Below are 19,491 nucleotides of genomic sequence, written 5' to 3' on the forward strand. Positions count from 1 at the left end.
GCCTCATCCCCTGCCGGCCCGCCGGGCCGTGCGCCACGACAACAAAGATCCGCCCCGGAGTCCCCATGTCCCGCCCCGCTGCCGTTCTCGACCTGCCCACCGATCCGACCGGCACGCCTGCCGGCGCTCCGATTCCGCCGCACGGCGGCGTGCTCAAGGAGCGCTACCTCGGCGGCGAGGCTGCCGCGGCGCTGCGCGCGCGCAGCGCGGCCCTGCCGGCCTGGACGCTCGGCGAGCGCCAGCTCTGCGACCTCGAACTGCTGCTCAACGGCGCGTTCTCGCCGCTCGAGGGCTTCCTCGGCCAGGCCGACTACGAACGCGTGCTGAGCGAGCTGCGGCTCGCCGACGGCACGCTGTGGCCGATCCCGATCACGCTCGACGTCGATGAGGCGTTCGCCGCGCCGCTCGCGATCGGCGAGGAGATCGCGCTGCGCGACGGTCAGGGCGTGCCGCTGGCGGTGCTGACGATCGAGAGCCGCTACCGGCCCGACCGCGAGGCCGAGGCCCGCGCGGTGTTCGGCACCCTCGACCGCAGCCATCCCGGTGTCGCCGACCTGCTCGAGCGCAGCCACCCGGTCTACCTCGGCGGCCGCCTGCAGGGCATCCAGGCACCGACGCATTTCGACTTTCGCGACCTGCGCGAATCGCCGCGCGAGCTGCGCGACTGGCTGGCCCGGCACGGCTGGCGCGAGACCGTCGCGTTCCAGACGCGCAATCCGATGCACCGCGCGCACCGCGAGCTGACGCTGCGCGCGGCCGAGCGAACCGGCGCCCGCCTGCTGATCCAGCCGGTGGTCGGCCGCACCAAGCCCGGCGACGTCGACCACTTCACGCGCGTGCGCTGCTATCGCGCGCTGCTCGACCACTACCCGCCCGATCGCGCCAAACTGTCGCTGCTGCCGCTGGCGATGCGCATGGCCGGCCCGCGCGAGGCGCTGTGGCACGCGATCATCCGCAAGAACTACGGCGCGACGCATTTCATCGTCGGCCGCGACCATGCCGGGCCCGGCCGCGATGCGCAGGGCGTGCCGTTCTATCCGCCGTTCGCGGCGCAGGAGCTGCTGGCCCGGCATCAGGACGAACTCGGCATCGGCATCGTGCCGTTCCCGGCGATGGTCTATGCGGCCGACCAGGACCGCTACCTGCCCGCCGACGAGGTCGGTGACGGCGAGCGCGTCGAGGACCTGTCCGGCACCGAGCTGCGGCGCCGCCTGGCGCACGGCGAGGACATCCCGGCCTGGTTCACCTATCCGCAGATCGCCGCGATCCTGCGCGAACGCCATCCGGCCGGCGCGCGGCGCGGCTACACGCTGTTCTTCACCGGCCTGTCCGGCGCCGGCAAGTCGACGATCGCCGAAGCCGTGATCGCGCGTCTGATGGAACGTTCGGCGCGGCCGGTCACCCTGCTCGACGGCGACGAGGTGCGCACGCATCTGTCGCGCGGCCTCGGCTTCAGCCGCGAGGACCGCTCGGCCAACGTGCGCCGGATCGGCTGGGTCGCGGCCGAGATCACGCGCCATGGCGGCATCGCGGTCTGTGCGCCGATCGCGCCGTATGCCGACGACCGCGACGCGGTGCGGCGTCTCGTCGAGCGTCACGGCGCGTTCGTCGAGATCCACGTCGCCACGCCGCTCGCGGTCTGCGAGGCGCGCGACCGCAAGGGGCTCTACGCGCAGGCGCGCGCCGGCCGCATCGCGCAGTTCACCGGCATCAGCGATCCCTACGAGGTGCCGGCCGCACCGGATCTGCGCCTCGACACCGATGCCACGACACCGCATGCGCTGGCCGACGCGGTGCTGAACGCACTGGCCGAGCGCGGCCTGCTCGGCTGAGCGTCCGCGCGGCAGGCCGAGCCGCGGCCACGCGGCGCGGCGGGCCCGGCGATGCGATGGGTGCGGTCGCGGCGACCACGATCGCGGCAGCGGCCCGACCCGCCAGGGCAAGCGGCGCCGCGGCGCGGCCACCGTCAGCCCGGCCGCACGGCCCCGGGGCCAACGAGCGCACGAGCCGGAACGCCGCGCCGGCTCAGGCGCGCGACTGCATCAGCACCTGGTCGACCGCCGGATCGTCCTGCATCGTCTCCATGAAGCGCGCGACGTTCGGATAGGCACGCCAGGTCCTGGGCAGGCGTTCGGTCCAGCGCGCCATCACGAACGCATAGGCATCGGCGATCGTGCGCCGGCCGTCGTGGACGTGCACGCCGCCGCCGATCAGGCCGTCCAGATGCGTCATCACGCGATCGATGCGCGCATGCGCCGCCTCGCGCACCGCCTGCAGCGAGGCTTCGTCCTCGCGCGTCGTGTAGCGCTGCGGCGAGAAGAACGGCCAGAACGCCGGATGGAAATCGCCGGTCAGGAACGCCAGCGTCTCGGCGAACGCGAAGCGCCGCTCGGCGCCGCCCTCGACGCCGAGCCGCCGCTGCGGATGCGTCTCGGCAATGTATTGCAGGATCGCGTCGGCCTGCGTCATCGCGCGTGGACCGCCGATGTCGAGCGCCGGCACCGTGCCGAGCGGATTGATGCGCCGGTAGGCGTCGGACTTCGGATCGACCTTCTCGGCCGTGTAGTCGGCGCCGGCCCACTCGAGCGCGATCCAGCAGGCCAGCGAACAGGTGCCGGGCGCGTAGTAGAGCTTCATGCGGTTCTCCTCACGATGTGGCCGGATGCGCGCTCAGCCGCGCGCGAGCGCCTCGCCGAACGCGGCGACGACACGGTCGACGTTCCCGGGCGTGCTGCCGTGGCCCATCAGGCCGATGCGCCAGATCTTGCCGGCCAGCTCGCCGAGACCGGCGCCGATCTCGATGCCGTGCCGTTCGAGCAGCGTGCGGCGCACGGCCGCTTCGTCGACGCCGTCCGCCACCGCGACCGCATTGAGCTGCGGCAGACGCGACGCCGGATCGACCGGCAGCGTCAGACCGAGCGCCTCGAGCCCGTCGCACAATCGCAGGTGGTTCGCGCGGTGGCGCGCCCAGGCCGCTTCGAGGCCCTCCTCGTGCAGGATCAGCAGGGCTTCGTGCAGCGCGTAGAGCATGTTGATCGGCGCGGTGTGGTGATACGCGCGGGCGCCGCTGCCCTGCCAGTAGCCGATGACCAGGTTGAGATCGAGGAACCAGCTCTGCACCGGCGTGCGGCGTGCGCGGATCGCGGCGACGGCCGCGTCGCTGAAGCTGACCGGCGACAGACCCGGCGGTGCCGACAGGCACTTCTGCGAGCCCGAATAGACCGCGTCGATGCCCCAGCCGTCGACCTCGAGCGGGCTGCCGCCGAGACTGGTCACCGCGTCGACGATGCTGAGCACGCCGTGCTCGCGGGCGAGCCGGCACAGCGTCGCGGCGTCCGAAGCGACGCCGGTGGAGGTCTCGGCGTGCACGAACGCCAGCGCCTTGGCCCCCGGATGCGCGCGCAGCGCGGCCTCGACCTTGTGCGGATCGACCGGCCGGCCGAACGGGTCGTCGACCATGACCGCATTGGCGCCGATCCGCACGACGTTCTCGCGCATGCGCCCGCCGAACACGCCGTTGCGGCAGACGATCACGGTGTCGCCCGGCTCGATCAGATTGACGAAGGCCGTTTCCATGCCGGCCGATCCGGGCGCCGACACCGGCAGCGTCAGCGCATGTCCGGTCCGGAACGCGCCGCGCAGCAGATCCTTGACCTCGTCCATCATCGCGATGAAGCGCGGGTCGAGATGGCCGATCGTCGGCCGCGCCAGCGCGGCCAGCACGCGCGGCGGCACCGGTGACGGCCCAGGCCCCAGCAGCAGGCGATCGGGAGGCAAGAAGCTGTGCATCGGCGGCGATCCTCGGAGCGGCGGGAATGGCGATTGTAGCTTCGCCGTCAATCCAGGACGCCCGGCCCTCGCCGTTGCGGTCTTACCCGCGCTTCACGCCGGCTCAGGTGCTTGGACTAGCACCGACGTCGGCATCTTTCGGACGACCCTGTACAACGCGATGTTCGCGCCGCAGCCATTGAATGACCTGTGCTTCGTACCGCTTAGCTAAGCGCATACAAGCCAGTCTAGCCGCGAAGAACAGCACTATGGTCACCGGCACGGCGTACCAACGTAAAAGCGGGCTGACCCCGACCAAGGGCTCGTCCGACAAAAAGAACGAAGCCCATTGCATCAGAAACGCAAGAAATATGAAGCCGCATCCAAACTGATACTCAGCCTTCTGCGTAGCCAGTGCGGGCGGAAGATTGGGATTCCAGTTCCAGTACGTTCCAGACAGGCGCCCCATGGCCTCGACGCTTTGCTTGAGAATTCCCTTAGCGAAGAAGACTGACCCAACGATGCCCAGACAGGCTGAAAAGAGTTGCGCCATCGTCATTGTCGACACAAGGTCCTCCTAGAGCCTGCCTCCGGCCGAAGCTCGGAAGATCGCATCAGAGCCGTCCGGGTCAGAGATAGTTCTGGTAGGACTTCTCTTCTATCAGCGTCGAGCCGAGCTTGAGGTTGATCTCGCGCTTGAGCGCCGCGCGCTCGTCGTTGCGGATGTAGACCGAACGCGCCAGCTCGACGAACTCGGCATCGAAGGCCTTGGCCTTTTCCTTGAGGCGGATCCGGTCCTCGATGTCCCAGAGCGCCTCGTTGACGGCCTTGAGCCGGCCGCGCAGCTCGGCGATGTCGGCCGCCGCGGCCGGGTCGGCGGCCCAGGTGCGGTTCAAGGCGTCCAGCTCGGTGCCGACGTTGGCGAGCTTGGCCGGGTCGCTCATGCGCTCGGACTTGATCTGGAGGATCGTGATCTTGTCGATCAGCTCGCCATACGAAACGGGGGTGGAGATCAGGCTCATCGGCACGCATCGAAAGCGGAGGGAGCGGCCAGTTTACCGGACCCCGTTGTCACCGGCCGCAGCGCCCCGTATCATGCGCGCCCTCCCGAGACCATACGGGCGCCGCTTTTCTGGAGAGGTGGCAGAGTGGTCGAATGTACCTGACTCGAAATCAGGCGTACGTGCAAGCGTACCGTGGGTTCGAATCCCACCCTCTCCGCCACCCATCAAGGCCCTGATCCGTCAGGGCCTTTTTGTTGGCCGGACCGTCGCCTCGCCGCATGCTCGCTCAGGCCTCACGACCGCGACGCCGGCCCCGGCATCTCTCGACGAACACGCCCGGACGCGCCTCCGCGGTACCGCCGTCGAACCGGAATGGAGAGGCGCTGCCGGCCCGGCGCCGCGCCGCAACGGCTGGCAAGCCGGCCGCGCCTGCCTCAAACGCCCGTTTGAGCCGGCCATGGGGACGATTCAGGCGCAACGCCGGGTGGAAGAGTATAAGTTTCGTGATTGCGACGAACGGGGCGCGCCATGTCTCCAGGGAAGTCTTCCGCATCGAACGTGGTGCCGCTGCAGCGGCGACACGGGCGCCCGCACGCTCAGGTCGACGAGGCCGTGCTGACGCAGATCATCGCCGCGCAGAGCGAGATCGCGCGTGCCGGTCTCGACCCGCTCAAGGTGGTCGACCTCATCACGCGCCATTCGCAGACGATGACCGGCTCGACCGGCGCGGTCGTCGAGATGCTCGAAGGCGACGAGCTGGTCTACTGGTCGGCGAGCGGATCGGTCGCCGCGCACCGCGGCTTTCGCGTCTCGTGCGAGGGCAGCATCTCGGGCCTGTGCCTGCGCACCGGCCAGGTGCTGCAATGCGACGACAGCGAGCACGATCCGCGCGTCAACCTCGAGGCCTGCCGCCGCGTCGGTCTGCGCTCGGCGATCCTCGTGCCGCTGCTGTACGAGCAACGCACGGTCGGCGTGCTCAAGGTCGTGTCGGATCGGCCCTATGCGTATACGCGGCGCGATACGGCGACGCTGGAGATGTTCGGCACCTTCATCGGCGCCACGCTGCATCACACGCTCGAGCACGCGCGCACGCTAGCCGAGGCCGCGGCCGCCGCGGCCGGCGAGCAGGAGGCGCGCGAGCGCCACGAGGCGCAGTGCAACAGCCTGCGCGCGCTGATCGACACCGGCGCGATCGCGCCGGTGTTCCAGCCGATCTTCGAGCTCGACAGCGGCCGCATCGTCGGCTACGAAGGCCTGAGCCGCTTTCCGGAACGGCCGGCCGCACCGGAAGGCGGCTGGTTCGCCGCAGCCGATGCGCTCGGTCTGTGCGAGGAACTGGAGCTGGCCTGCATCGAGACGATCGTCGCGGTCGCGCACCGCCTGCCGGCCGATGCCTATCTGTCGGTCAACGTGTCGCCGAGCACGCTGCTGCGCGCGGAGCTCGACATCCTGCTCACCCGCTTCCCCGGCGAGCGCGTCGTCATCGAGATCACCGAGCACTCGCAGGTCGCCGACTACGCCACGCTGGCCGAGCGGGTGCAGGCGCTGCGCCAGTATGGATGGCGCTTCGCGATCGACGACGCCGGCGCCGGCTATGCCAGCCTGCGCCATGTGCTGCGGCTGTCGCCGGACATCATCAAGCTCGACATCTCGATCACGCGCGACATCGACCAGCGCCTGCAGCATCGCCAGCTCGCGACCGCGATCGTCTCGTTCGCGCGCGAAACCGGCACCGCGCTGATCGCAGAAGGCATTGAGACCGCCGAAGAACGCGACACCCTGGCCGCGCTCGGCGTGCGCTACGGCCAGGGCTTCCTGCTGAGCCGGCCGGCGCCGGTCTGAGATCGGCAACGCGCCTCAGTCGGCGCCGTCGAACCGGTCCAGCGCCTTCTCGGCCTGGCCGCGCTCGAAATCGTCCAGACCGCGCGCGACCTTGCGATAGCGCGCGATCAGTCCGGCTTCGCCGGGCATCACGCGGGCGAGGCCGACCAGCACCTGGCGCGCCTCGAAATCCGAATCCATCGTCTCGACCGCCGCGAGCACGCCATTGGTCGTGGCCGCATCGGGCACGGCGCCGTCGAGCAGGGCCAGCAGCGCCTGACGGCGCTCGAAGTCCGAGCCGATACCGGACGCCAGGCGCAGATAGGCGGCGCGCACGTCGGCGGAATCGCTGTGCTGGGCGGCGATCGCATCGAGCACCGAGCGCTTCTCGAAATCGCTGCCGATACCGCCGGCATCGTCGAGTGCACGGACCAGCACGGCCGGCGTCGCCGGGCCGCGCTCGAGCAGCGCCTCGATCACGCGACGCCGCTCGAAATCCGAGCCGATGCCGCGCACCGCCTCGCTCCAGGCGTCCAGCGCCTCGCCCTGCAGCGGCAGGCGCTCGGCCACCCAGCTCAGCAGCTCGGCGCGTTCGTAGTCCGAACCGATGCCGGCGGCTGCCCGCAGCAGCGGCACCTGCAGGTTCGCCGGCAGCGCGTCCTGTTCCAGCGCGCCCTGCAGCACGTTGCGCTTCTCGTAGTCCGATCCGATCGCCGCGGTCAGCGCCAGCGCGCGCCGCTGTTGTTCCGGCGCCAGCGTGGCCCCGGCGAACAGCACGCGCAGATAGGCGGCACGTGCGTGATCGGACTGGATCAGGTCGATCTCGGCCAGCAAGGCATCGGCGCCGCCGCGGGCGAGCAGGCGCCCGCCGCGCGCCTCGGCCTGAGCGCCGCTTTCGCGCAGCACGCGCGGCAGCACGGCCGCGACCCAGGCGCGGCCGTCGGCATCCAGAGGCTGCTCGGTGCCGTCGACGCGGTAGCGCCGCTCGACGGCGTCGCCGCGGCCCTTGAAGCCGATCTCGCGCGTCACACCGGAGACCGTCTCGGTGATCGTCAGATCGGCACCGTTCGCGAGCCGTGCCACGTCGCTCTCGTCGGCGTTGAAGTCGATCGTGCCGTTCTGCTCGACGTCCAGCGCGTAACCGTCGCGGCGATCGCGGTAGCGGATGGTCTCGGTGCCGTTCGCGGTGCGCACCTCGACGTTGCGACGGGCGTCGCCGGCAACGGCGGTGGTCACCGCGATGCCCGGGAGCGAAAGCAGCGCCAGTACGACGGCGGCGGACGCGCCGCCTCGCAGCCACGCGGATGAAGGACGGATCGACATCGGAGTTTCCTCGAGCAGGCGCTGCACGCGGCGCACGACCGGACTTGCATCGTGTGCCATCGTGGCGGCGAAGGTGGGCATGCGCGGACCGCTGTGCGCATGGGACAGACAGGTGGCGAGACATTCGGCCAATGGCCGTCCGCTGCCCAGCAGGTCGGCCGCCGCGGCATCGCAGGCATCCTCGGCCAGCGATTCCAGGCGCCGCCGCGCATGCCAGGCGAGCGGATGGAAGAACAGCGGCAGCAAGGCAGCGTGCTGGACGATCCGCCAGTACGGATCGCGGCGCTGCAGATGGGCCAGCTCGTGCGCGAGCATCGCGCGCTGCTGCTCGGCCGACAGCGCCTCGCTCCAGCGCGGCAGCAGCACGATCGCGTGCGGCAGCGCCATCGGACCGGTGACCGCCGGCGTCACGCGAACGGCCGGGACCGGCAGGTGCATCCGGGCAGCCAGATCGACGACTCGGTCGAGCAGCGGCGGCGAGGCCGCTTGCCCCCGCACCAGCACGCCTCGCCGCAACCGCAGCAGCCCGCGCCCGCGCCGCACGAACACCAGCAGCGCGACCAGGAGGCCGGCCAGCCATGCCGCGACTGCGCCCTGCATCAGGCCCGACGTCAGAGCCATCGCCGGCCGGTACTTCGTCGCAGGCGTCTGGCCGGGTGGCATCGGCAGCAGCGCCATCGCCGCATCGGTGCCGCCGAACTGCGCGGTACCCGCGACCGGCAGCGGTGTCGACGGTGACGGCGCGGCCGCGATCGACGCAGACCGCTCGGCCGCGGTCTGCCGTTGCGCAGCGTAGTCGGGTGCCGCCGGAACCAGCACCGAAACGGCCGTGGACAGCAGCGCACCGAACAAGCCGAAGCGCCATGCGCATTCGAGCGCCTGCGGACTGCGCAGCAGACGCAGGCGCTCGAGCGACCAGACGATCGCCAGCAGCAGCGTCGCATGCACGGCCAGCGTCGCCAGTGCCGAAGCGAGCCGCTCGACGAGGACGATCATGTCCGCCTCCTGCGCGGCGGGGCGCGCTCGGCATCGAGCAGCGCGCGCACGCGTTCGAGGTCGTCCGGCGCGACGTCGTCCTCGCTGACCAGATGCGCGAGCAGTGCGCGGGCGTCGCCGCGGAAAAGGCTCTGGATCAGGCCGCTGACCATCGAACGGCGCACCTGCGATTCGCTGACGCGGGCGCTGTAGAGCAGCTGCCGGCCTTCGCGGCGAACCGCCACGACGCCGCGCTTCTCCAGACGCGTCAGCAAGGTGGCCACCGTGGTGTGGGCCAGATCGCGCGACGCGGCCAGGGCGGCCACGACATCGGCCACGGTCGCCTCGCCGCGCCAGAGCGTGCGCATGACGTCCAGCTGCAGATCGCTCAGCGCGATGTCGTCGGACCGGTGTTCCATGAGCTACCTTCTACGCCCGTAGTACTACATTTGTAGAACACGAAGCTGCTGCCGTAACGGGCCGAAAGTCATGGACGGGCGTCACGGCCGGCTCGCACGCGGCGACATCGCCGGCGGCCGCTGCCCGGCACGATCGGCCGGCCGCGCTTGTGCCCGCGGTCCGTCCAGGCTTCGTGCCGGTCCGGCCGGTCCGTCACCGGACGGGATGCGCAACGTCCGTGACCGCAGTCACGGATGAATGCCGCGCAGCGGCAGACGATCGGCGCTCAACCACGCCAAGGAGAGTGTGCACATGAAAATCCGTCTTCTCGCCGCTGCCGTCACGCTGACCGCTGCCGGCGCCCATGCCGGTCCCGCGTCGCTGCAGCGCAGCCCTGCGATCGCGCCCGACTCGCTGAGCGGTACGGTGATCAAATGCTGGACCACACCCGGCGGTTCCTCCGGCAGCGCGACCGACTACTGCGTGCCGTCGGTACCGGCGTCCGGCTACGCGGTCAACATCCAGGTCTACGCGCCGGCCGGCGGCACCTACAGCTACGCCTGGACCGTTCCGGCGCTGCCGCCGCCTTTCGGCGCCAAGCAGAGCATCTTCTCCGGCTGCATCTCGACGACCTCGTACTGCAATCTCGCGGTCGGCTCGGCCGGCAGCGATCTGGACAATACGATCTTCGTGACCGTGACCGACACGGCCACCTCCGAGACGCTGCCCCTGGAGGCGACCTACTGGATTCCGGCGGTCTGCGGCGGCGGCAGCAGCTGGTGCTGACGCGCCCGCGATCCGCCGCCCGCGCGGCGGGTCGGCGGATCGCATCGGGCTGGGATCGAACCGGCGGTCCGAGCGGCGAATCGAGCAGCCGGCGGCGGAACGCGGCAGCCGGCCTCAGCGAGCGTCGAAGCCGTCGGCGAAGATCGTCTCGGCGACGACCGGCACCGCGACGTAGCTGGCGACCGTGAAATTCGGGCCGCGCGCGGTGCCGGCGATCGTGCCGTCCTCGGCGACCGCCACCGCGTTGAGCAGGTATTCGTAGAGCGTTCCGTTGTCGGCCTGCGCGGCGATGTCGTAGGAGACGCCGTCGACATGCACGAAGGCCTTGAACGCGAGCGTCGCGAAGTCGTACGCGCGGCCGACGATCGTGCCGCCTTCGTTGACGTCGAAGGCGATGCCCTGCGCGAGTCCGAGCAGCGCCCCCGGCACGGCGGTCGCGGTGCCGTCGCGAAACGTCACCGGCACCGGCTTGCCGTTGCCGGCCAGATCCATCTCGCCGACCGCCAGGCCCGCCTCGTTGGCCGCATAGGCCTTGCTTGCGACGTCGTCGACGCCGGCGGCGATCGGGGCGATGCCGGGGACGCCGGCCTGGCCGATCGTGGCGTGCGACGGCGTGCCCGGGAAGTACCAGCCGCCGAGCTTGACGCCGGCATTGTTGATGCCGGCCCAGTAGGCCTGCGTGCCGGGACCGTGGTCCGGCACGCCGTCGTCGACGAAGCCGCGCTCGGCGCTCCATTCGAATGCGTTGAACTGGCCTGCGGTCGCGGCCAGGCCGACGACGACGCCGCTGTCGTTGATATCGTCGGGATTGACCTGGGTACCGGCCGGGCCTTCGATGATCGCGTACTGCGCCAGATCGGCGGCGTCCCAGAGCAAGGCGGTCGTGACCGCGCCGTCCTTGAGGATCGTCGAGGCGTAGCCGACGATCCGGCCGTTGCCGTTGATGCCGGTCGCCTGGCCCTCCTCGCGGTCGGCCGGAATCGGCAGCCGACGCGCCTGCTGGCCGTCCCAGAGGAACGGGCGGTTCTGGAACGTGTCGGCGTCGACGTAGTAGCCGACCGCCAGGCCGGCGTCGTTCATGTCGGCGACGAAGACGCTTTCGGCACCGTCGATCTCGATCGGCACCAGGTGGTACTGCGGCGCGGCGGCGGCGGCCGTCGCGGCAGTCAGGCCGAGCGCGATCGCGAGGACGGCGGACGGCGGCGATTTCACGGTGATCATCTGGGCAGGCTTCCTCGTACGGGTGAGAGCGGCCATGGCACGGGCACGGCGCCGTCGCGATGGTCGTCCGATGACGGCGGCGGCGCGATTCGCAGCACGTTCGGATCGCGTTACGATCCGATTAAAGGTTTCCGATCAATTGCTTGCGATCGGTCCGGCGCCGCCGGCGCAGGCGCCCGGTCCGCCGATCGAGGTCCGGCGGCGCCAGGGGTTCAGCGCTCGCCGGGCCGGGCGCCGGAACGCGCGACCGCGGGGTCGCGCGGACCCGGCGCAGCGACCAGCTCGGCCGGTATCGTCCGCTCGCCGGCCAGCGCCCGGGCCTGCTCAAGCGCGGCGCGCCAGGCGTCGGTCCGTCCCTGCGCATGGGCCAGCCGCAACCGGGTCAGCGCGCAGCCGTAGTCGTGCGCGGCCCAGAGCGCGACGCGGCCGGCGATCGCGGCCGCCTCGCGCACGCGGCCGGCCGCGAGCAGGAACCGCGTGTAGTCGGCGACGATCGCCGCGGTCGTCTCGGCGACGCCCTGCGCGTCGGCCAGCGACAGCGCGGCCTGGAACGCGTGTTCGGCCTGGTCGAGGCGTCCGGCCGTCCAGGCCCGGTTGGCGGCGGCCAGCCCGCGCAGCGGCATGCGCGGATGGCTGCGCTCGGCACGCATGACGGCTGCCTCGCCGCTGCCCGGCGGCGTGACCGGCGTGCCCAGCGCCTGCTCGAGCCGCGAACGCAGCACCGCGACCGCAGCCCGTACGACGTCGTTGTCGGCCGAGGCGGCCTCGTCCTCGGGCACGGCCTCGAGCAGGCCGAGCGCCTCGGCGGGCTGGCCGCGGTCCCAGGCCAGCTCGGCACGCAGCAGGCGGATCCGGTCGTTCTCGATCGGATCGGCCGGCGTGCGGTCGTTGGCGGGATCGTCGAGCAGGCCGGCCGCCTCGCCGTGGCGTCCCACCCGCAACAGACCCTGCACGCGGAACAGCCGCACCGACAGCAGCGAATCGGGATTGACCATCCGCTCGCGCATCGCCCAGGCGCGGTCGATCGCCGCCAGCGCCTGCGCGTTCAACAGCTGCTGGCGCAGCGAGACGAACAGGTTCTGCAGGTTGCTGATCTGCTCCTGGACCACGCCGAGCGACTGGAACTGGGCGATCGCCGATTCGAGGTACGGCACGGCCAGCGCCGGGTGGCCGCGCAGATTCTCGAGTGCGCCGAGATTGCCGTCGACGCGCGCGACGCTGGCGATGTCGCCGGCGCGCTGGAACTCCTCGCGCGCGATGCCGTTGTCGATCAGCGCGCCGGAATAGTCCTGCATCGAGATGCGGCTGACGCCGCGCGCCAGGTGCAGGCGGCCGACCAGGATCGCATCGTCGTCGTCGGCATGCAGCTCGATGCCCTCGCTGGCGTAGCGTCCGGCGTCGGAGAACGCGCCGGTGCGGATCGCGACGGTTGCGCGCGCCGCGAGCACCTCGGCGCGGAACACCGAGGCCTGGCCCTGCGTCTCGGCGAGCAGCGCGTCGAGCGCGGCGCGCGCATCCTCGAAACGCCCGGAGCGGATGTCGACCTCGGCCAGGTGCTGGCGCAGCCGCGGCTCGTCGCGGACCAGGGCCGGATCGGCGAGCAGGATCGCGCGCGCGGCCGCCGGCTCGTTGGCGAGCATCGCGGCACGCGCACGCTGCAGCGTCTCGGACAGACCGCCGGCATCGGCCGGAGCCGCCGGCACGTGGCCGAGCACCGCACTGAGCCGGTCGGCGGCACCGCGCAGCGCAGCCACCGGCGAGACGTCCTGATAGCGGCCGAGCAGCGGCGGGCCGACATCGGCGGCCGCGCTCGCCGTCGCGAGCCAGGCATCGCCGGACCGCGTCAGCGTCGTGCGCACCAGCGCAGCCGCACCGGCCATTTGTCGCAGTTCGGCCAGCTCAGCCTCGCCGGGCATCGCCGTCGGCGCGACGCCGAGGCTGCGCAGCATGCTGACGGTCGCATCGCTCGGCACCACCGCGATGCCGCTGCGGCGCAGCCGGTCGCCGACCAGGTCCATGCCGCCGAGCCGGATCCACGGCTCGTCCGCGTCGGCCGACGCGACCGGCAGCACGACGATCCGGTCCGCGCCGCGCGCAGCCTCGGACGCGGGCCGTCGAACGAGCCAGGCCGAGACCGCGATCAGGGCCGCGATCAGCAATGCGGCCGCCGCGAGCCAGGCGGCCCGCCGGCCGCGGCCGCTGCGCGGCACGGGCATCGCCGCGGCCGCAGACGCCGGCGCCGGATCGGTCGCCGCTGCCGACCCGGCCGCGCCGGACGGCGATACCGCCGGTGCGCTCGCGGCCGGCGCCTCGGAATCGCCGCGCAGGCGCTCGACTTCGACCGGCGCGATCCAGCGATAGCCGAAGCCGGCCACCGTGCGGATCGCGTGCTGGCTCTGGCCGTCGTCGTCGATCGCGCGGCGGCACTGCAGGATCAGCTGGCCGAGCTGCACATCCGAGGCATGGCCGCGCGGCCACAGGGCGCCGATCAGCTCCTCGCGCCCGACCGCGCGTTCGCGCTGCTCGACCAGCATGACCAGACACGAGAACGCACGCGGCGGCAGCGCGACCAGGGTGTCGCCGTTCCACAGCTCGCGTGCAGCGGGCAGCAGCCGGAACGCGCCGAAGCGAAACGCCAGCGGCTGCATCAGCGGGTGCAGCCCCTCGGGGTGCGACGCGCGTAGCGCCGAGTCGGCGCCGGACCGCTCCGCTCGCGATGTGCACTGCTCATGAAGCGACCTGCCCGCTCGTATCGCCGGCGATTCTACCGCGCGTGCGCCGAGCCCATCGGCGCGCCGGCGCCACTGCCGCGGCTCATGGCGGCGCCGATCGGCGCTGGCCGGCCCAGCCGAGCACGAGCCAGCCACCGATCAGCACCAGTCCGCCGAACGGCGTCACCAGGCCGAGCAGGCGCGGTGCGCCGAGCGCGAGCAGGTAGAGGCTGCCGCTGAACAGCACGATGCCGGTCGCGAACAGCGCACCGGCCAGCCGCGCCGGCCGTGCCGCGAGACCCGGTGCCAGCGCGGCCAGGCCGAGCAGCGCCAGCGCGTGCCAGATCTGGTAGTCCACCGCGGTCTGCCACAGCGCGATGCGGTCCGCCGCGAGCGTGGCCTTCAGCGCATGCGCGCCGAACGCGCCGGCGATCACGCCGAGGCCGCCGAAAGCGGCCGCCGTGCACGCGATCGTCCGGCGCGGGTCGGTCACCGGCCTACTTCTTGGCCGGCTTGGCATCGGCCGGCTTGAGCAGATCGTCGATGGACTTGTCGAAGCTCGCGTACTTGTGCGCCGGGATCTCGAACGCCCAGCCGGCGAAGCGGCGCTGCAGCGCCTCGACCTCGGTTCTGACCGCGGCCAGCCGCGCCGCGCGATCCGGCGCCGCGTCGGCCGCCGCTGCTGCGCTGTCGCCGGCAGCGCGCTCGGCATCCGCGGCAGGCTGGCCTTCGGCCGCCGCCGCATCCGCCGGCGCGGGCTGCGCAGCCTTGGCCTGTGCCTGCGCAGCCTCGGCATGCGCATCGGCGCGCGCCTCGTCGAGCGAGGCCGCGAACTGCGCATAGTGCTTGCCGTCGGCCTGCCAGGCCGTGACCTCGACGACGCGGCCGTCGAACGCGGCATAGCGCGCCTTGACCGCGGACGCCGGCGCCGCGGCGGCGGACGCCGGACGCGCCCCGTCGATGCGCAGGCCGGCCAGGCCGGACGCGAGCGGATTGGCTGCGGCCGGCGAACTGGCCTCGCGGCCCTTAGGCAGGTCGGCGATGCGGAAGTTCTCCTCGGCGGCGTCCTGCTTGAACACGCGCAGCGTCTTGCCGGCCTTCTCGATCGTCACCTCGGCGATCTGCGCGGCCGGCACGTCGACCAGATCGCGGCTCAGCCACTCGGTCGGATTCTTCTCGGGCGTCAGCGTGCCGCTGGCGAGAAAGCTCTGTGCCTCGTCGGCGCGGCGCACGAAGGTTCCGCCGCCGCCGGCACCGTTGAACGTACCGACGATCAGCCGCACCGGCGTCTTCGGGCCGTCGATCTCGACGCGCACGCCCTTGGCGTCGGCCGCCGCGACGTCCTCGACGCCGATCGCCGGATAGCGGTCCTGGCTGGCGGTCTTGGGTTCGAGCACGGTCGCGTCGGCGAGCTTGAGCACGAATTCGCGCAGCTTGCCGCTGTCGGCCGGATAGCCGTCGCGGTTGGCGACGACCCAGCCGGCGTCCTTGCGCTCGAGCACGACCAGCGGCGCATTGCCGGCGCCGATCAGGCTGAGTTTGGAGATCGCGTTGACCTCGTCCTTGAGGCCCGGCACGAGCGGCTCGCTGCGCAGCTCGGTGGCCGGCTTGCGCGTGTGGTTCAGGCCGATCGCCGCGGCCAGCGCGGCCAGCGTCACGACGGCGACGATAGCGAGGGTTCTGGCGTTCATCACAGACCTCCCTGCGCCGCGCGGCGGCGGTTGCGTCGCCACAGCACGAAGCCGAGCGCACCCAGCGTGACCAGCAGCGGCATCAGCAGCACGTTGATCAGCTTCAGGCGCGTGCCGAGGCTTTCGATGTCGGCGTCGAGCTCGCGGCGCACGCCGCGCAGTTCCTTGCGGATCTCGAGCTTGCGCTCGGCGAAATTCTTGAGCTCGGCCTCCTGCTCCGGCGACAGGATCATCGCCTGGTCGCTGGACTTGGCGCGCTGCAGCTCGGCAAGCTTGCGCTCGGTGTCGGACAGCTCGCGCTGCAGCTCCTGCTCCTTGGCGCGGAAGCGCTCGTCGGCGTGGCGCTTGAGCGCCTCCACGGTCGTGAACGGCCGCTGCGAGGTGGCGCGGCTGCGGATCGAGATCAGATCGCCCGAGCCGCTGAGGTTGTCGACGGTGTTGACGACGAAGTCGCCGTTGTTGGCGAACGCGTTCATGATGCGCTGCCCGAAGAACTGCTGGACCTGCACCCAGAGCCGGTCCGACAGCAGATCGGTATCGGCGACCACCACGATCTGCGCATCGTCCTTGGCCTCGGCCAGATGGCCGGCCTCGCTGCGTTCCGGGAACGCGGTCGCGAGCTTGCCGCCGACGCGCGCGGCGATCACGAACGGCTGGCCGGCGGCCTGGTAGCCCTCGAACAGCGCGCCGGGATCCTGCATGAAGCGGATCCGGTCGGTGTCGACCGCGGCCGCCTCGCCCGAGCTCTGGATCAGCGGCGTCAGCGTCGCCTTGGCGCCCTCGGCCAGCGTGAAGTAGCCGGTCGTCGAGACGTTGATCGACTCCAGACCGGAGGTCACGACGTCGTCGCGGCTGAAGTCGCCGGCGGTCAGGCCGAGGATCGCCGGATGGCGCGTCGTCGGCTGGCCGGGACCGCGGCTGATCGCCAGCGCGCGCAGGCGGTCGATGACGACCTTGCCGGCGTCGTAGCCGACGCCCCAGGCCTTGAACAGCTTGCCGAGGTCGGAGGACTTGTCGGCGAACATCGCCGCCTGCGGATTCTCCGGATCCTGGCCCGAGGTGTCGGTCTCGGCGTTCGGATCGACGAAGACCAGCAGATGGCCGCCGCGCAGCACGAACTGGTCGATCGCGTACAGCGCATCGTCCGGCAGCTGCTTGGGATGGACCACGACCAGGGTGCCGATCTCCGCGTCGATCGTCTTCAGCCCCTCGGCGTTGAGCGTGCGCAGCTCCGAGAGCTGCTCGAGCTGCTGGGCGATCGCCCAGGGTTCGCGCATCTGCCGGGTCGCCGGATCGAAGCCGGCGCTGACCGGCAGGCTCGACAACAGGCCGACCACCGGCTTCTTGGGCACGCTGAGCTCGTGGATCAGCTTGGCGACGTCGTACTCGAGGAAGGATTCCTTGTCGGGCTGGAAGAACGGGATCGTCGCCCGGCCGTTGGTCGAGTTGGTGCCGGCCAGGCCGAAGAAGATCGACTCGCCGCCGGGACCGGCCGGAATGCCTTGCAGACCGAACGCCGAGGCGCGGTCCTCGTCCTCGGAGAACGGCAGCGGATCGATCACTTCAAGCTCGATCTTGCCGCCGGCGCGCGCGGCCATCTCCTCGAGCATCTCGCGCACGCGCAGGTAGTACGTGCGCAGCGGCGCGAGGTTCTGCGTGCCCTTGTCCGAGTAGAACAGGTACAGATGGATCGGCTCCTCGATCGAGGCCAGGATGTTGCGGGTGCCGTCCGACAGCGTATACAGCCGGCTCTCGGTCAGATCCACGCGCGCGCCGCGGAACAGCGTGTTGACGATCAGCAGCACGGCGACGAACAGCACGGCGAGCACGACCAGCGCGCCGCCGGAGAGGGTCTTGCGATGAAGCGTCATGTCGTCGTTCCCTTCAGTCGGCTTTCTTCATCTCGATGACCAGCGCGCTCGCGTAGAGCCAGAAGCCGATCATCAACAGGAAATACAGCAGGTCGCGCAGGTCGATCACGCCCTTGCTGATCGCCGCGAAATGGGTCAGGAAGCTCAAGGACGCGATCGCGTCGACCACGCCCTGCGGCGCGAACGCGCGCACCGCGTCGAGCACCAGCGGGAACCCGGCCAGCAGCAGCAGGAAGCAGGCCACGACAGTCAGGATGAACGCGACGACCTGGTTGCGCGTGCAGGCCGACAGGCACGAGCCGATCGCCAGGAACGCGCCGGCCATCAGCAGCGAGCCGAGATAACTGGCGAAGATCACGCCGTTGTCGGGCGAGCCCAGATAGTTGACCGTCAGCCAGATCGGGAAGGTCAGCGCGAGCGCGATGCCGATGAACGCCCAGGCCGCGAGGAACTTGCCGAGCACGGCCTGCCAGGTCGTCACCGGCAGCGTCAGCAGCAGCTCGATCGTGCCGCTCTTGCGCTCCTCGGCCCACATCCGCATCGACACCGCCGGCACCAGGAACAGATACAGCCACGGATGGAACGTGAAGAACGGCCGCAGGTCGGCCTGCCCGCTCTCGTAGAAGCCGCCGAGATAGAACGTGAACGCCCCGGACAGCACCAGGAAGATCACGATGAACACGTACGCCACCGGCGTCGCGAAGTAGCTGCGCAGCTCGCGCTTGAACAGGGTCGACACGCCGCTCATGTGCGGGCCTCCTGGGCGGCCGTCGCGGCGCGCGTGGTGATCGTGCGGAACACCTCGTCGAGGCGGCCGCCCTCGAGCGCGAGTTCGCGCACGGCGATGTTCTGCGCCTTCAGCGCGTCGCCGACCGCGTTGAAGATCGCGCGGCCCGGTTTCGGGAACGCGGTGATGCGGCCGTCCTGCGGATCGACCTCGATCGCGGCGACGTCGGGCACGCGTGCCAGCGCTTCGCGCGCCGCGGCGACGTCGAGCGCGGTCAGCGTGACCGCCTGGTGATAGCGCGACCGCGCCTCCAGCTCGGCCGGCTTGGCGTCGGCGAGCACCTTGCCGGCGGCGATGATGATCGCCCGATCGCAGACCGCGTGGACCTCCTCGAGAATGTGCGTGGACACGATGATCGTCTTGTCGCGCGCCATGTCGTTGATCAGGCCGCGCACCTCGTGCTTCTGGTTCGGATCGAGGCCGTCGGTGGGCTCGTCGAGGATCAGCACCTTCGGATCGTGCACGATCGCCTGGGCGATGCCGACGCGGCGCTTGAAGCCCTTCGACAGCGTGTCGATCGGCTGCTCGACGACGCGCTCCAGATGCAGGCGGCCGATCACGTCGTCGATGCGGCGCTCGCGCGTCTCGCCTTTGAGGCCGCGCACGTCGGCGATGAACTTGAGGAATTCCAGGACCGTCATCTCGCCGTAGCTCGGCGCGCCCTCGGGCAGGTAGCCGAGCGCGCGGCGCGCCTCCAGCGGCTGCTTCTCGACGTCGAAGCCGCAGACGCTGGCGCTGCCCGACGAGGGTGCCAGAAAGCCGGCGATCATCTTCATCGTGGTGGACTTGCCGGCGCCGTTGGGCCCGAGGAAACCGAGCACCTGGCCGGGCTCGACGGTGAAGCTGATGCCGTCCACGGCGACCAGATCGCCGTAGCGTTTGGAGAGTTGCCGGGTTTCTATCATGGTCTGATCACTCGTTGCGTTCTCATGACGTCACGCCCCGTCCGGACCGCCGCGGATCGCGGCCGACGGCGACGGCCGGCCCTGCCCCGAAAAAAGCACCGCAGCGGCCGATCGCGCCGCGACGAAACTGCAAGGGAAGCCGCCATCGGAACATGCCCCGCCCGGGCACGTCCTGCGGGCCGGGAAATGTACAGCAAACGCCGCGGAAAAGTTCCCGACCGGGCCGCTC

16 protein-coding genes and 1 tRNA gene are annotated in these 19,491 nt (G+C 71.1%); 4 read left to right on the forward strand and 13 right to left on the reverse strand.

Translation table 11 applies throughout. The features are described from left to right. The first annotated feature begins 65 nt into the window (after positions 1 to 65). A complete protein-coding gene (locus VMR06_RS15535) occupies positions 66 to 1,832 on the forward strand; it encodes a bifunctional sulfate adenylyltransferase/adenylylsulfate kinase (RefSeq protein WP_325377953.1) in 1,767 nt (588 codons plus the stop codon). Between the two features lie 193 nt (positions 1,833 to 2,025). On the opposite strand, the gene VMR06_RS15540 is transcribed toward VMR06_RS15535, so the two are convergent. The 4 genes from VMR06_RS15540 to VMR06_RS15555 all read right to left on the reverse strand — a co-directional run bounded on the left by VMR06_RS15540 (position 2,026) and on the right by VMR06_RS15555 (position 4,790). Then, positions 2,026 to 2,637 (reverse strand): glutathione S-transferase family protein, encoded by a 612-nt coding sequence (locus tag VMR06_RS15540; protein ID WP_325377955.1) that lies wholly within the window; start codon positions 2,635 to 2,637, stop codon positions 2,026 to 2,028. Positions 2,638 to 2,670: 33 nt separating this feature from the next. Next, positions 2,671 to 3,789 (reverse strand): alanine--glyoxylate aminotransferase family protein, encoded by a 1,119-nt coding sequence (locus VMR06_RS15545; RefSeq protein WP_325377957.1) that lies wholly within the window; start codon positions 3,787 to 3,789, stop codon positions 2,671 to 2,673. A gap of 103 nt (positions 3,790 to 3,892) precedes the next feature. Beyond that, a complete protein-coding gene (locus VMR06_RS15550; RefSeq protein ID WP_325377959.1) occupies positions 3,893 to 4,336 on the reverse strand; it encodes a hypothetical protein in 444 nt (147 codons plus the stop codon). 61 nt (positions 4,337 to 4,397) lie between these two features. Beyond that, complete coding sequence (locus VMR06_RS15555; RefSeq protein ID WP_325377961.1) at positions 4,398 to 4,790, reverse strand: DUF6165 family protein; 393 nt, start codon at positions 4,788 to 4,790, stop codon at positions 4,398 to 4,400. A 112-nt stretch (positions 4,791 to 4,902) separates the two neighbouring features. On the opposite strand from VMR06_RS15555, the gene VMR06_RS15560 reads away from it, so the two are divergent. Both VMR06_RS15560 and VMR06_RS15565 read left to right on the forward strand, forming a co-directional pair. After that, positions 4,903 to 4,992: transfer RNA gene (locus VMR06_RS15560), tRNA-Ser, on the forward strand. A gap of 308 nt (positions 4,993 to 5,300) precedes the next feature. After that, complete coding sequence (locus tag VMR06_RS15565) at positions 5,301 to 6,614, forward strand: sensor domain-containing phosphodiesterase (protein WP_325377963.1); 1,314 nt, start codon at positions 5,301 to 5,303, stop codon at positions 6,612 to 6,614. A gap of 15 nt (positions 6,615 to 6,629) precedes the next feature. On the opposite strand, the gene VMR06_RS15570 is transcribed toward VMR06_RS15565, so the two are convergent. Together VMR06_RS15570 and VMR06_RS15575 are read right to left on the reverse strand one after the other, a co-directional pair. Beyond that, a complete protein-coding gene (locus VMR06_RS15570; RefSeq protein WP_325377965.1) occupies positions 6,630 to 8,912 on the reverse strand; it encodes a M56 family metallopeptidase in 2,283 nt (760 codons plus the stop codon). After that, positions 8,909 to 9,310: a BlaI/MecI/CopY family transcriptional regulator gene (locus tag VMR06_RS15575; RefSeq protein WP_325377967.1), complete on the reverse strand. Its 402-nt coding sequence runs from the start codon at positions 9,308 to 9,310 to the stop codon at positions 8,909 to 8,911. The genes VMR06_RS15570 and VMR06_RS15575 overlap by 4 nt, the downstream gene beginning before the upstream one ends. A gap of 292 nt (positions 9,311 to 9,602) precedes the next feature. On the opposite strand from VMR06_RS15575, the gene VMR06_RS15580 reads away from it, so the two are divergent. Then, entirely contained in the window at positions 9,603 to 10,076 is a 474-nt protein-coding gene (locus VMR06_RS15580; protein WP_325377969.1) for a hypothetical protein, read from the forward strand. Positions 10,077 to 10,190: 114 nt separating this feature from the next. Here VMR06_RS15580 and VMR06_RS15585 read toward each other — a convergent pair whose 3' ends face one another. From VMR06_RS15585 to VMR06_RS15615, 7 genes are all read right to left on the reverse strand, one after another. Next, complete coding sequence (locus VMR06_RS15585) at positions 10,191 to 11,297, reverse strand: hypothetical protein (protein ID WP_325377971.1); 1,107 nt, start codon at positions 11,295 to 11,297, stop codon at positions 10,191 to 10,193. A gap of 212 nt (positions 11,298 to 11,509) precedes the next feature. Continuing rightward, positions 11,510 to 13,945 (reverse strand): winged helix-turn-helix domain-containing protein, encoded by a 2,436-nt coding sequence (locus tag VMR06_RS15590; RefSeq protein WP_325377973.1) that lies wholly within the window; start codon positions 13,943 to 13,945, stop codon positions 11,510 to 11,512. 166 nt (positions 13,946 to 14,111) lie between these two features. Further along, the gene (locus VMR06_RS15595) at positions 14,112 to 14,501 is read right to left on the reverse strand and encodes a DUF423 domain-containing protein (protein ID WP_325377975.1); all 390 of its coding nucleotides are present in this window, start codon (positions 14,499 to 14,501) and stop codon (positions 14,112 to 14,114) included. 4 nt (positions 14,502 to 14,505) lie between these two features. Next, the gene (locus tag VMR06_RS15600; protein ID WP_325377977.1) at positions 14,506 to 15,699 is read right to left on the reverse strand and encodes a DUF4340 domain-containing protein; all 1,194 of its coding nucleotides are present in this window, start codon (positions 15,697 to 15,699) and stop codon (positions 14,506 to 14,508) included. Beyond that, positions 15,699 to 17,570: a GldG family protein gene (locus VMR06_RS15605; protein WP_325377979.1), complete on the reverse strand. Its 1,872-nt coding sequence runs from the start codon at positions 17,568 to 17,570 to the stop codon at positions 15,699 to 15,701. Before VMR06_RS15605 ends, VMR06_RS15600 begins: the two co-directional genes overlap by 1 nt. A 13-nt stretch (positions 17,571 to 17,583) precedes the next feature. After that, positions 17,584 to 18,318 (reverse strand): ABC transporter permease subunit, encoded by a 735-nt coding sequence (locus tag VMR06_RS15610; protein ID WP_325377981.1) that lies wholly within the window; start codon positions 18,316 to 18,318, stop codon positions 17,584 to 17,586. Next, positions 18,315 to 19,262 carry an ABC transporter ATP-binding protein gene (locus VMR06_RS15615; protein WP_325377983.1) on the reverse strand — a complete coding sequence of 316 codons (948 nt, stop codon included), beginning with the start codon at positions 19,260 to 19,262 and terminating at the stop codon, positions 18,315 to 18,317. The genes VMR06_RS15610 and VMR06_RS15615 overlap by 4 nt, the downstream gene beginning before the upstream one ends. Positions 19,263 to 19,491 lie beyond the last annotated feature (229 nt).

Origin of the sequence: Dokdonella sp. (genome assembly GCF_035511235.1) — a bacterium.
Classification (GTDB): Bacteria; Pseudomonadota; Gammaproteobacteria; order Xanthomonadales; family Rhodanobacteraceae; genus Dokdonella.